Raw genomic sequence first — 14711 nt, forward strand, 5'->3', positions numbered from 1 at the left:
CACTTGGACTATGTACTCAGCGTAAAGTAGGACCAAAGGAGATCATGTCAAGTTCAGGATATTTTTCTAAAAATAAAACGCATTCTAAGCAAGCGTGAATAGCTCTAACTATAGGATATTTTCCAAAAAGTTTATTGTAAGAAGATTTACTAATATTTAAAATTTTACTGTTAGTATTTGGTTTCCAGCCAGGATAACCGTTTGAATTTTTTACATTAAAACCAGCCATTTTAAATACACTGGAAACCATGTTTACTATATCTGTTTTTGCTGATTCTACAGAGCTTCTCTGACTAGTGGTTATTTCTATTTTATTTTTTGAAATGGATTTAATAGAAGCCAGATTTGTTGAAGTCTCAACTAACCCTGGCATTTCCTGACTCCATGCAATTACTCCGTGAGGACATGCATATAAAGCATTTAATAATCTGAATTGCGATTTACGGTCGATTACATATTGTGGTTTTTCGCAAAGCTCTATAGTTAATGTCATGTTAGGCTCTGTTAAAGCGTATTCGCTTTTTACAGCTGCTGAAAATAATTCAAAATCGCCAATGATTTTTTTTGGTAATTCACTTGTAACAACGAATACTGCAGATGCTTCACGTGCAATGGCATTTCTTAAATTTCCACCTTCAAAAGAGGAGAGTCGTATTCCATAATTTTCATTTATTTGCCATAAAAATCTTGTTGCAATTTTTACAGAGTTAGCATAACCTTTATGAATATCATCACCTGAATGACCACCAGTTAATCCACTTATATTAATTTTTAGTGCAACCTGTTTTCCAGGTGTTTTTTTATTTTCAAATTTTAATGTTGCAACTGAATCTCTTCCACCTGCACAGCCAATAAATAATTCACCTTCATCTTCCGAATCAAGATTTAATAATATTTTACCCGTAAAGAATCCGGGTTTTAAAGCAAATGCACCGGTTAATCCTGTTTCTTCATCAACTGTGAATAAACACTCAATTTTACTGTGTTGTACTGTTTTTGATGCAAGTAAAGCTAGTTGTGCTGCCATACCAATGCCATCATCGGCACCTAGTGTTGTTCCCTTTGCTGTTATCCATTCGCCATCAACAACAGCATTGATAGGATCTTTATCAAAATCGTGCTTACTGTTACTGTTTTTTTCACAAACCATATCTAAGTGACTTTGTAAAACTACGGTTTGCTTTTTTTCAAATCCTTTTGTTGCTGGTTTTGTAATCAATACATTTCCAACACTGTCTTTTTTTGCTGTAAGTTTATGTTTTTTTGCAAAATCGAGCAAAAACAAAATAATTTTTTCTTCTTTTTTTGAAGGTCTGGGAACTTTTAAAATATCATTAAACTGTGTAAATACTTCAACAGGTTTTAGCTGGTTAATAGTTTTCATAGATTTAGTATTTTGTTTTTGGTAAAATTATATAAAAAAATGGCTCTTCAAAAAGAAAAGCCATTGTTATAAAATCATATATATATAAAATGATTATTCTCCCATATCAATTTCACCTCCACCACCATTCATTTCCTGATTTTTGCGTTCTTTTTGTTTAACTCCATCATTTATTCTGTATGTTAAAGTAAAGTAAGCTACCCGGCTTTCGCGTTTAAATTCCATATTTGCTTTTAAACTTGGATCCTCTGTAACTATTCTAAAACTCATTGTATTAAATATATCACTAACTCTTAGTGATAATGATATTTTTTTGTTTTTAAAATCTTTTTTTATACCTGCGTCAACAGTATAAAACTCTTTTCTGATTGCCTGAGCTTGTACAGAAGGACCTTCAAACATACAATTTATTTGTGCCGAGAAATTTTTAGGAAGATAAAATGATGCATTAAATTTTCCATTATAACTAAAAATGGAATTAGTTAAATCAGTATCAAGATTACTTCCATCCAATGTTGTTTTAAACCATGAGAAATCACCAGATAATCTCAGGAATTTAACAGGACTAGTTGAAATTACAAAGTCAAAACCGTATGAAGTTGCTTTATTAACGTTTATTGGCATAACTGTTATAACTCCTGTTGTATCAATAATTCTGAAACGGCTAACAACATTATCAGTTTGCTTATAAAAAACAGATGATGTTAGTGATATTTTTTTCCAGTCTTTTATATGACCCAGTTCATATGAGTTGATATATTCGGGTTTTAAATATGGATTACCAGTATGTAAAGTTAATGGGTCTGAAGCATCTATAAATGGATTCATTGAATGAATAGAAGGGCGATTAATTCTTCTGCTATAACTTATTTGCAATTTGTTTTCTTTGGGTAAGGAATAACTAGTATGTGCACTTGGAAATAAACTAAAATAATCATTTGTAAAATCTTTATCCATCGTTTTTTGTTCACCAAACTGATATGTCTGTTCTGCTCTTAAACCTGCCTGAAAGCTGAATTTCTTCCATTCCATCGAATAAGTTGCATAGCCTGCGTACACCTGATCTGTATATTTAAAACGGTTTGAAAGATTAGTATTGTTTACAAAATCCTGAACTGCAAAGTTATTTATTGTGTCATACGAAAGTGTATCATATTCTTCAAATTTGTAATCGTCATCAGTAGTTCTCATCATATACTTTACGCCAGCACCAAACTTTGTTTTTTCATTTATTGGTGTTAAATAATCAGATTGAAAAGTAATATTAGAATTATTTCCAATATTATTTGATCTTTGTTCCGGCGTGATTTCAAGGGGCAAATAATTTTCCTGTAAATAATTGTTTGTTTCGTTATGATCGTTTTTTGAATAATATAAATCAGAGGTTAACTCTCTGTCTTTTAGTTCAAATTTTCTTTTAAATCCTAAAGCAAAATCAATATTATTATTATCATCATCAGAAATTTCATCACGTTTATAGTCTTTTACTAAACTATTTGTATAGTCATAAATCTTATTTAAACTATAATCGTCACCTGGTCGTTTTCCCATTCTGTAACTACCAGATAGAGTCAGGCTGTTCATGGGATTAATGTTATAATCAATACCACCTTTAAATGAATGTGACTCGTTTTTAGATTTATTAGTAGAATTTATATCATAAATTGAAGCAATGGTATCATTCATGTAAAAAAATCTATCATGCGATCTTTTACCATTTCTATCGTTATTCTTATAGTCGTAATTGGCATATAGATTAAATTTTCCTGTTCTTCTGTTTAAATTTAATGATGCTCCATATTTTTCCCAAGTTCCATAATTAAGTGTAACTAAACCGTTAGTTCCGTCACGTTTTTCTTTTTTAGTTTTAATATTTATTATGCCAGCCATTCCTTCAGGGTCATATTTTGCAGAAGGGTTTGTAATAAGTTCTATTGTTTCAATTGTATTTGCAGGTATTTGTTCTAAAATGGCTGCTTTATCTGCACCAGAAAGCATTGAAGGTCTTCCATCAACAAGTATAGTTAAATTTGTGCTTCCTCTTAAACTTACATTTCCATCCATATCTACTGAAACAGATGGTGTATTTCTTAAAATATCAGTTGCAGAACCACCAGCGGTTACAATGTTTTTATCAACATTAATCACCTTTTTATCTAATGAAAACTCTACCAGAGGCTTTTCGCTACTTACCACAACCTCACTTAGCTGAGTAGAGGCTGGTTTTAATTTTATTGTGCCTAAATTAACCGAAGGTGTTTGTGGATTTACTTTTGCCGTTGTTACAAATCTATCATATCCTATAAAGTCAATTTTAACTTTATAAAACCCGGGTTTTAGTTTATCTACTATAAAAAATCCTTTTGCATCGGAGATTGAACCTCCGGCTAAGGTTGAGTCACGCATGGAATAAACTGAGATATTTCCATATTCCATTGGCTTACCTGATGCATTTTCTATTAATTTCCCTGTGATTTCGCCACTAAATCCTTCCATCTGAGGCCTTCCCTGAGAAAACGAAAATTGTAAAGTTGATAATACAATAGCTGTAGTAAGTATAATTCTATACATAATTATAATTTTTTTAACGTCCGATTAGACATCTTAAAAACGTTTATGTTTAATTTAATAACTAGATTTTATAATGCTGTATTTTATGTATTTATAATATTATGCCATTAATAGATTGAATAATATCATAGTTTTTTACCTTTGAAAAAGTAATTTTAAGCTATATTTTTTATAAATATTTTGTGGATGTATTTTTCTTCAATTTCAAATAATTGGATAGCTGCATTTAAAATAAAACCTTTTAAATTTAGGGTATTAATTACAATTCCGGTTTTAATTATACTTCTGGTTTTTATTACAAAATTTCTGACTTTTAATGAATACCGAAAAGGTATTGTTATAAGTGACCCTCTTTTAAATTTATTAACCCCAGTTAATTTATCGGCTTTTACTTTCGGGCTTACTTATTTTTCAGTGTTATTTGTTATAATTTTATTGCTTCCAAAACCCAGAGTGGCATTAATTACCTTAAATGCTTATATGTTGATTCTTATTTTCAGAATTATCACAATGTATATTTTTCCACTTGAGCCACCGGTTGGAATAATACCATTAAAAGATGTTTTACTCGAAAGTTCATTTTACTCGGGCAGGGCAAATCTTAAGGATTTATTTTTTTCTGGTCATACTGCAACAATTTTTCTTTTTTTTCTTGTCTCCGAGAATAGATGGATTAAGTTGATATTTATTTTGTTAACTATTATTATTGCATCTTGTGTTTTGTTGCAGCATGTACATTTTACAATTGATGTAATTTTTGCACCGTTTTTTTCATGGCTTTGTTATAAATTAGCACAGAAATTAAATAGGTATTAATTATTGTTTTTTGTCATTTTTAGTGTCCGCAACAGTTGAGGACGTTCTGCATGACAGTATAAATAAATTATAAAATATGTTTACTAAAGAAGATTTAAATCAGATGAAACAATTGGGTATAAACCCAAAAGTTGCCGAAAAACAAATAGAGTTTTTTAAGAGTGGTTTTCCATTTGTGGAGCTTGACAGACCTGCAATTGACAAGGATGGGATAAAAGTTTTTTCTGAAAAAGAAATAGCTGAACTTACTAAATTATATGATAAAAACACTGAAAACGAAAATATTGTAAAGTTTGTTCCAGCTTCAGGTGCAGCAACTAGAATGTTTAAAGATTTATTCTCATTTATGGATGAATGGACAGGATCTGTTGATATTGAGAATGATAAAAAATTCAGCATGGTACTGGAATTTTTCGAAAAACTGCCACAATTTGCATTTTATAATGAATTGAGTGAAGTTCTAAAAAAAGAGTATAATCTTAATATTGAGGAAGAATTTAAACAAGATAATTATATTAGTATTATTTCTGCGTTGTTAACTCAAAAAGGACTTAATTACAGTAATTTACCTAAAGCTCTACTTAGTTTTCATTCTTATAAAAATGAAGTAAGAACTTCATTTGAAGAACATCTTGCTGAGGGCGCCAAGTATGCTGTTTCTGCAAATAATAATGTAAATATTCATTTTACAGTTACTCCAGAGCATTTGGCAATATTTAAAGCACTTGTAAAAAAAGTTCAGTCAAAATACGAAAAATTGTTTAATGTTATTTTTCATATTAGTTACTCAATTCAAAAATCATCAACTGATACAATAGCTGTAAAGCTTGACAATGAGCCATTTCGTTCTGCAGACAAAAAACTGTTGTTCAGACCTGGTGGGCATGGGGCTTTAATTGAAAATCTTAATGAAATTGATGCTTCAATTATTTTTATAAAGAATATTGATAATGTGGTACCTGATCATTTAAAGAAACAAACTGTAATTTATAAAAAAACAATTGGTGGACTTTTAATAAAAGTAAGAGATCAGATTTTTGATTTTTTATTGAGAATAAATAACGGTGAAAATTCAGATAATTTCGTTAAAGAAATTTGTCAGTTTTATAAGAAATATTTCTTTGTTGAATTAAAAATTTCAAAAGATAAATCGAAAATTTTAGAAGAAATAAAGTCAATTTTAAACCGCCCAATCAGAATTTGTGGCATGGTTAAAAATTTGGGTGAACCCGGAGGAGGTCCATATTGGGTAAAATCAGCGAATGGTAATTCTTCGTTACAAATAATAGAATCTTCTCAAATTGATTATTCTAATAAAATTCAGTTAGATACATTTAAAAAAGCTTCACATTTTAATCCTGTGGATTTAGTTTGTGCAGTGAAAGATTTTAATGGAAAAAAGTTCAATTTAACTGAATTTATTGACCCGGATACAGGCTTTATTTCAAAAAAATCAAAGGATGGAATGGATTTAAAAGCGTTAGAATTACCCGGACTTTGGAATGGAGCAATGGCATATTGGAATACCATTTTTGTGGAGGTTCCAATCATAACTTTTAACCCTGTAAAAACAGTAAACGATTTGTTAAGAAACGAGCATCAACCTTTGGAGAAATAATTATTAACTGTTTTTATTAAGAACAGTTATAGAAATAAATATTTTAAGTATTTCTTTAATTAAAAACAGCTTCTATAGTAAATGGAATTTTATTATTTCCATTTCATATTGAAAAACCTCCTTTTCGTTGAATATATTTGTTAGTGTACTTTTTGAGAAGTAATATTGTGTAAATTATTATATGAATATCTTATGAAAAACTCAATTTTAATTATTAATTTATTTTGTTTTATTGCAATGACAGGATATAGCCAGACTTTAAATCACGGTTTTAAATTAATCGAAAAAAGATTTGTAAAAGAAGTAAATGCAGATTGTTATTATTATGAACATGTTAAGAGTGGAGCAAAACTTTTAAAAATTGCTTCAACTGATGAGAATAAAACATTTGGAATAACTTTTAAAACACTTCCTACAACTGATAATGGTGTAGCTCATATTTTAGAACATTCTGTACTTAATGGTTCCAAAAGTTTTCCTGTAAAAAGTCCATTTGACATTTTGGGCAAAGGATCATTAAATACATATTTAAATGCCGGTACTTCTAGAGATGCAACAGAGTACCCTTTTGCCAGTATGAATGATAAAGATTATTTTAATTTAATGTATGTATATCTTGATGCTGTATTTAATCCATTAATTTATACAGAACCAAGAATATTACAACAAGAAGGATGGCATTATGAACTTACTGATAAGGATGCTCCTATTGTATATAAAGGTGTTGTTTATAACGAAATGAAAGGTGCATTTTCGAGCCCTCAGAGAGAACTTTTGTATCAGAATTTAAAAAATTCATTTCCTGATAATGCTTATGGCTGTGAATCTGGTGGACTACCATCAGCAATTACAACATTAACACAAACTCAATTTGTTGATTTTCATAAGAAATTTTATCATCCCGAGAATTCTTACATTATCCTTTATGGTAATGCTGATATTAATAAAGAGCTTGAATTTATTGATAGTAAATATCTTTCTAATTATACACGCACAGGAGGTAAGATAATAATTACAGATCAGAAACCATTTAGTGCACCTAAAGAAGCAACAGCGTTTTTTCCTGTATTGGAGGGAGCTTCAACAACTGATCAGACATATATATCTTTGAATTTTGTTACAGGTCGTGGTGCTGATTATACACTTCGCTTAGCTTTAAGTATTATTTGTGAAGTATTGGTAAATCAGGAATCTGCTCCAATTAGAGTTGCATTGCAAAAAGCTGGTATTGGAAAAGATGTTTCAGCTTATGTTCAGGATTTTAATCAGAATTTATTAAGTTTTAATGTTCAGAATGCAAATCCACAGGACAAACAGAAATTTAAAGAAATTGTAATAAGTACATTAAATGATGCTATAAACAAAGGCATTGATAAAGAAGAAATTCTTGGTGTATTAAATCGTTACGAGTTTCAATTACGTGAAGGTAGCGATGCACAAAAAGGAATTTCATATATGGATAATATTAAAATGGGTTGGTTATTTGAAGATAATCCATTTAAAGGTCTTGAATACGAACAACAATTAACTGAATTAAAAAAAGCTTTATCTACTAATTATTTAGAACACATTATAAAAGAAAATATTTTAAATAACCAACATTCAGTTCTTGTTAGTCTGGAACCAAAACCAGGACTGGAAAAAGAAAGGAATATTAATATTGAGAATGAGTTAAAAGCTTATAAAGCTAAATTAAGTAACGAACAAATTGAAGCATTAATAAAAGAAACAAATGATCTTATTGCTTTTCAAAAATCTGAGGATAGTCCAAAAGCTTTAGAATCTATACCAATGTTATCGCTATCGGATATCGACAAAAAAGCGGCATTTTTTAGTTGTCAAGAAAAAAATATAGGTGGAACAAAAGTGCTATTTCATGAAGAGTTTACAAACGGGATTGAATATGTGAATTTAAACTTCGATTTGAGAGTTTTACCAAAAGAATTGATTCCTTATGCATCTCTGTTATCTGATATTTTATGTATGGTTAATACAGAAAAATACAGTTATGGTGATCTAAATCGTTTTTTAAATATTAATACAGGAGGTTTCAGTACTTCATTAAGTACTTATCTTGAGAGTAATGATGACAATAAGTTGATTCCTGTTTTTAAACTGAATTCAAAAATAATGAACTCAAAAACTAATAAATTGTTTGAGTTAATAGAAGAGGTTATTCTAAAATCAAAATTTACCGACAATGAAAGAATTAAAGAGGTTTTAACTCGCTTACAATCTCAAACAGAAGCATCTTTTAAACGTAATGGGTATAATGTTGCCGCCAGACGTTTACCATCGTATTATAGTAATGAGGGAATGTTTAATGAGTTAACTAATGGACTAGAGTATTATTGGTTTTTAACAGATATAACAAAGAATTTTGACAGTAATGCTGAAACTATAAAGAATAATCTTTTAAAAGTATCTAAACTACTATTTGTTAAAGACAATATGATGTCAACTGTAACATGTAGCAAAGAAGATTTTGAAAAATATTCTAATGCTTTAACTTTATTTACAAAAGTACTTCCTACAGAAAAGCCGGTTTATAATTCATGGCAATTTAAATTTGAAAATAAGAATGAAGGGATACTTACAACTTCAAAAGTGCAATTTGTTATGACCGGATATGATTTTAAGAAACTCGGATATAAATGGAATGGCAATATGCGTGTTTTATCACAGGTTTTATCATCAGATTATTTACATAATCAGGTTCGTGTAATTGGTGGTGCATATGGGGGAAGATGCAGTTTCTCAATTGACGGCATGGTTTCCTTTGGTTCGTACAGAGATCCTAATTTAAAATCAACATTTGATGTTTATAATAAAATACCTGAATATTTAAACAATTTTAGTGCTGACGAAAAGTCTATGACACGTTATATTATTGGTACTATATCTGATATGGACTCACCATTAACACTTCAGCAAAAAGGAAATATTGCGTTTTCATATCATTTAAGAAAACGTACAATGGAAGATGTTCAAAAAGACAGAGATGATATTTTATCTGCAAAGCCCGAAGATATTAAGGCTTATTCTAAAATGATTCAGGATATTTTGAATCAGAAGGCAATATGTGTTTTTGGAAATACTGATAAAATTAATGCTGAAAAAGAAAGTTTTAATAAGCTTATTAAAATAGAAGCACAGTAAATTAATTTGTTTCATTGCTCATAATAAAAAAAACACCATGCAAACATGGTGTTTTTTTTATTATGTGATTTTATGCTAATTAGCATATTAGAATACAGTAAATAAGTAAAAAATAATATTATCTTTTCTTAATTCTTGCAATTAATTTTTCGTTATTTTCCTTAAGTCTGAATTTTACAATTTTTGTAACAAGCGCGATTGGTAAAGGTTTATTTAATGTAAACTGAATTGTACCCTTTGTTACATGATATTCAGAAAGCTCATTTTGAAATGCTTTAATTCCTGATGAAGTAGGGTAAAAACCAATATGGTTTTTATATGCAGCAAAATAAACTAATATGCCTTTGTGTTTAAAGGCCGGCATATTGTAACTTATTACTTCTTCTGCTTCAGGTGCAGCCTTTTTAATTGTAGCTCTAAGTTTAATTAATAGAATTTGGGTATCAGCAGGAAAAGTTGTTATATATTCTTCTACATTGTTATATTTAATAGTTTCCATTACAAAAATTAATTTACAAAATAGGACTAAAAATTCTGGCAATGCCTTCTGCAATTCTTCTGGAAATTGAGCGTTTAGAGTATTCTTCTAAACTTAATAATTCACAATAAGACAAATCTTCCATAAACGATTCCTTTAGTTTAGTTGCAACTTTTTCATCATAAATAAGAGCGTTTACTTCAAAGTTTTGGTCAAAGCTTCTTAAATCCATATTTGCCGTACCAACAGAACTAAATACATCGTCAACAATTAAAACTTTACTATGTGTAAATCCTTTGTTATACATATAAATGTGAACATCTGCCTCGAGCAATTCCTTGAGGTAAGACATAGAACCATAGTACGTTAATTTAGAATCGGAGCGACTTGGTAATATAATTCTTACATCTACACCACTTAATGCAACTGTTTTTATTGCAGTTAAAATACTTTCGTTTGGAATAAAATAGGGGGTTGATATGTATAAATAATCTTTGGCAGTTGATATAGCATAAAAATAAGTTTGCATTATACTGTCCCAATCTGAGTCGGGTCCACTTGTAGCTATTTGTACAAAACATTTTTCGCATGATTCATATACCGGAAAATATTTTGAATCATTTAATAATTTATCTGATGTAAAATGCCAGTCGGTAAGAAAAACAACTTGCAAACTACCAACAGCAGTGCCTTCTAATTTTAAGTGAGTATCACGCCAAAAACCTATATCCGGAGCGCCGTACATATAACGATCAGCGAAATTTAAACCACCAACAAACCCGGTTTTCCCATCTATAATTATTATTTTTCTATGGTTTCTGAAATTTATTTTTTGAGCAAATCTTGGGAATCTTACAGGTATAAATGCATTAGCCTGTACTCCGGCATTTGTAAGTTCTTCTACATATTCATCACTAAGGCTCCATGACCCTACATCATCATAAATTAATCGTATTTCTACACCTTCTTTTGCTTTTTGTATTAATATTTTTTTAAGTTTTTCACCAATAGTATCTTCTTCAATCATATAATACTCTAGGTGAATATGATGTTTTGCATTTTGTAAAGCTTCAAAAATTGCAGGAAAAGTTTCATCACCATTATTTAAAATGGTTACTTTATTCATGCTGGTTAATAATGCTTTACTATTATTTAAAAGCAACCTAATTATTCCTGCTTTTGATAAAATCTTAGAATTTGAAATGTCTAAGTCATCAAGTAAGTGCTCAGATTGCCATGCAATAAGCTTCTCTGTTTGTCTGAAGTCTGCTATTTCTTTTTTCGTAAATATTCTTTTTTTACGATAATTTTTTCCAAAGAAATAGAAGAGAATAATTCCTGCTGCTGGTATAAGTAGTATAGCTAAAATCCATGCTAATGTTCGGTTTGGATCTCTGTTTTGTACAATTAAAAATAAAATAACAATAATTCCAATAAGTAAAAGAGCATATTCGTACCAATAAATAGTATAGTGCCAGATATCTTGGAATATTGTATTTAAAAAAATCATTTTTTATGAATTATCATTAATGTTATTTCTGGTGGCATTCCAATTCTTCCCATAAATCCAATGCAACCCAATCCTCGATTAACGTACAATGTACTATTATTATTTTGATAAAGTCCTGCCCAGTGAGAATATCTGTATTTTACTGGACTCCATTTAATCCCGAATTTCTCAATGCCTAACTGCATTCCATGTGTATGACCTGAAAAAGTAATGTCGACTTTTTTTGAGAATTTTATTTCCTCATTCCAATGTGTTGGGTCATGACTAAGCATTATCGTAAAACTATTATCAGTAATATTTGAAATAGCTTTTTTAAAATCTCCATATTTTTTAAATGGTGGAAGTCCCCAGTTATCAACGCCTGCAATAAAAATGCTATCGTTATTATTGCTTATTGTTACAGAGGAATTTCTAAGTAAATTAAAGCCCATCGCTTTATAATGCATTATAATTTTTTCAAGATTTGCATTTTTTGTTTCCGGAGTTCGCCAAATTGTATAATCACCAAAATCGTGATTTCCCAAAACAGCAAATTTTCCAAGAGGTGCATTAATTCTATTAAAAACAGAATCTAATCCATCTGCTTCTTCTGAGAAATTATTTACAAGGTCGCCGGTAAGTAGAACAATATCAGGATTTAGCTTATTTATAATATTTACAACTTCAGTTAATGCTTCTTTGTTATAATAAAGGCTACCAATATGAATATCTGATAATTGAACAACCTTTAATCCGTCAAATGATTTTGGAAGTTTATCAGAATAAATTTCAGAGTTTCTAACAGTAAAATCAGTTTTCCCAATGGTTATTCCATATAACATTCCAATTATAATTAATATACTTAAAATAACACCGGTTAAAGTAATTTTGCTGAATTTAAAGTCCTTTCTAAATATAGCTTTTAAAGTAAATTTTATAAATTGATTTAATAAGAAAAATATTGCAATATTTAGTTTTGGTATAAAAAATAACATAAAATAGGAGAGAGTGTAAAACATATTTGTGAATGCAATAAAATCAGGATTAGAGCGAATCTTAGATGTGTATATTGCAAATGCAATAATAAATAAGAGACTGAGAATAATATCTACCCAAATGAAAATTTTAAAACGAAATTTATTTTTTATTACATGTTTTTTAATGCCATATATGAAAGCTATTTCTGCTAAAAGATAAATCAATAAAGAAATGCCAAAAGGAAGTATCATTCTCATGTTACAAATATCGTCAACTATTATTATAGTAAAAACTATTTTTTTTAGGTTTCGAAATACAAAAATATCTTTTAGTGGTTAAAATAAAGCGAATTAGATTTTTTTTTGTCGTTAATTATTAAGATTTATAAAACACTAAATAATGTTAAATTCTTTAAATAGATAATTTATAACGATATATATAATTATGAGAAACTGTTTTTTAAAAGAAATAAAATAAATTACCTTTGCAAAAAAATAATTATGGCAAGTATTAGAAATATTAAAAAGGACATTGACTTTTTGGTTGATGAAGTAATTTCAGATAGTTTTTTGTGTTTATCACTTAATACTGGTAAAAAAAACGACGAAATAATTGATATCATTAATGAAATAGCTGAAAAAAGAAATGATTTAATTGCTAGAATTAATGATGTTCCTAAGTCAGGTGTAAAAAAAGAAGTAAAAGCACATTTCAAAGCTATTTACGATGATTTATTTGAAAAAGTAGATAGTTCTTTTGAAAAGCTTTCTAAATTAGTAGAAGCTAAATAATAGAATTTTATTTATTTACAGCTGTTTTAATGAGCTCTTCCTTTATAAAAGAATGGAAAGAGCTTTCTTGTATTGTTGCCTGATATTGACTTCTGTAATAAATAGTAGAATTATCATAGGCATAAATCTCTGTTGCATCAAGCGAAGTAAGTTTTACATCTGCATCATCAAATGCTACAATACTACTTACTCCAACTTCGCAGCTTAATGCTTCAATATAGCTGCTTTTTAATGCAAAAGTGTAAAGCTTAAATATATTTCCTTTAAACTTTATGCTGCTTTGATCAGTTGATCTGCAAAAAACTTTTTTAGATTTAATTATACTGAATACTTCGCAATCATCATAGGTATTAATTCTAAGAGTATCAATAAAACCAGATAAGTTTACTTCGCCTTTTCCATATACCTGTAATTTTAAGTCTGTAGAGTTTACGAAAAACGTTGTTACTGTTTCTTCGCTTAAGTCTAAGCTTAATTTGTTGAAAAATAAATTTGTGGTTGTCTCAATTTCTACATTGCCAATTGTTTTAATACTTTCAAGATTTTGAAAAGTAAGATAAATCTTAATTTTTTCTTTTGATGAATTTGCTTTGTTTGCAATACTTAAAATACCATCTGTAATTTGAACTTTTACTGACCTTACTGAACTTTTATTACCCTCGTATGTAATTGAACTTTCGGCATTTTGCGATAAATATACAATAACATTTCCTTTAATCTCAAGTTGATTAAATTGTTTTAAAATTAGATCGTCAACTTTGCGACTATCTTCTGCCTCCTTTTGAGCAATTGATTTTATTGAGAATGTTGTTATGATTATTGCGCAAAAGAAAATAGTTTTTAAAACTGCTGTGTTAGGGACAAATTGTTTTCATGGCACTGTTATTTTTTAGTTCTCAAATACATATACGTGTTTTTTGTAATTTGGTTCTAAAATTTTTATTAATTTTTAATCGAAACTATTGAATTATTTATTCGTAATAATTAGCTGTAGAATTTATTTTATATGAGGAAGAATTTGAGGTGGTGTTTTTATCTGTTTATTATTATTGTTACAATAAATAGCTGTAAGAATAAAAATGTAAGCGATATAATTTCAGGTGATTGTAAAAGTGAATTTGATATTAAAGTATATTCTGAGTTTTTAAGAAATATTTTTGAAAACCCTTCCGACTCTTCATCAATTTGTTATAAAGAATTAAACAACTTTGATACATTAAAGTTCTTTTATTCAACAAGAGATTATAGGTCTGTCTGGTTTACTGAAGATTTTGACTTTAATACTGTTGACTCAATACTTAAATTTTTCCAGAATTCTTACACTCATGGTCTAAAACCAAGCTGGTATTTTGGCGATTATATTTCGTCAAAAATTTATCAACTAAAATCTGTAAAAATTAACTGTGATAGCGTTTATCAAATATTAA

Annotated in this window: 11 protein-coding genes; 5 read left to right on the forward strand and 6 right to left on the reverse strand. The window is 28.9% G+C overall.

The features are described 5' to 3' along the window. Positions 1–16: 16 nt before the first annotated feature. Positions 17–1384: an aminoacyl-histidine dipeptidase gene (locus tag HY951_15225; GenBank protein MBI5541415.1), complete on the reverse strand. Its 1368-nt coding sequence runs from the start codon at positions 1382–1384 to the stop codon at positions 17–19. Between the two features lie 93 nt (positions 1385–1477). Beyond that, complete coding sequence (locus tag HY951_15230; protein MBI5541416.1) at positions 1478–3955, reverse strand: TonB-dependent receptor; 2478 nt, start codon at positions 3953–3955, stop codon at positions 1478–1480. 186 nt (positions 3956–4141) lie between these two features. Between HY951_15230 and HY951_15235 the strand changes: the two genes are divergently transcribed. From HY951_15235 to HY951_15245, 3 genes are all read left to right on the forward strand, one after another. Continuing rightward, positions 4142–4771 (forward strand): phosphatase PAP2 family protein, encoded by a 630-nt coding sequence (locus HY951_15235; protein MBI5541417.1) that lies wholly within the window; start codon positions 4142–4144, stop codon positions 4769–4771. Between the two features lie 76 nt (positions 4772–4847). Continuing rightward, the gene (locus HY951_15240; protein ID MBI5541418.1) at positions 4848–6389 is read left to right on the forward strand and encodes a DUF4301 family protein; all 1542 of its coding nucleotides are present in this window, start codon (positions 4848–4850) and stop codon (positions 6387–6389) included. Between the two features lie 192 nt (positions 6390–6581). After that, positions 6582–9548 carry an insulinase family protein gene (locus HY951_15245; protein MBI5541419.1) on the forward strand — a complete coding sequence of 989 codons (2967 nt, stop codon included), beginning with the start codon at positions 6582–6584 and terminating at the stop codon, positions 9546–9548. Positions 9549–9666: 118 nt separating this feature from the next. On the opposite strand, the gene HY951_15250 is transcribed toward HY951_15245, so the two are convergent. From HY951_15250 to HY951_15260, 3 genes are read right to left on the reverse strand one after another with little or no spacing between them, the layout of a single operon-like run. Next, positions 9667–10047 (reverse strand): DUF1801 domain-containing protein, encoded by a 381-nt coding sequence (locus tag HY951_15250; GenBank protein ID MBI5541420.1) that lies wholly within the window; start codon positions 10045–10047, stop codon positions 9667–9669. 13 nt (positions 10048–10060) lie between these two features. After that, complete coding sequence (gene cls / locus HY951_15255; protein MBI5541421.1) at positions 10061–11536, reverse strand: cardiolipin synthase; 1476 nt, start codon at positions 11534–11536, stop codon at positions 10061–10063. Continuing rightward, complete coding sequence (locus HY951_15260) at positions 11533–12750, reverse strand: metallophosphoesterase (GenBank protein ID MBI5541422.1); 1218 nt, start codon at positions 12748–12750, stop codon at positions 11533–11535. Before HY951_15260 ends, cls begins: the two co-directional genes overlap by 4 nt. A gap of 243 nt (positions 12751–12993) precedes the next feature. Here HY951_15260 and HY951_15265 point away from each other — a divergent pair, with 243 nt between their 5' ends. After that, positions 12994–13284, forward strand: a complete 291-nt coding sequence (locus HY951_15265; GenBank protein ID MBI5541423.1) for a hypothetical protein — start codon at positions 12994–12996, stop codon at positions 13282–13284. Between the two features lie 7 nt (positions 13285–13291). Here the strand turns inward: HY951_15265 and HY951_15270 are convergent, their stop codons facing one another. Beyond that, a complete protein-coding gene (locus HY951_15270; protein MBI5541424.1) occupies positions 13292–14119 on the reverse strand; it encodes a DUF2807 domain-containing protein in 828 nt (275 codons plus the stop codon). Positions 14120–14290: 171 nt separating this feature from the next. Between HY951_15270 and HY951_15275 the strand changes: the two genes are divergently transcribed. After that, on the forward strand, positions 14291–14711 hold a 421-nt coding region (locus HY951_15275), incomplete at its 3' end, for a hypothetical protein (GenBank protein MBI5541425.1).

The organism is Bacteroidia bacterium (assembly GCA_016218155.1).
GTDB lineage: Bacteria > Bacteroidota > Bacteroidia > Bacteroidales > GWA2-32-17 > GWA2-32-17.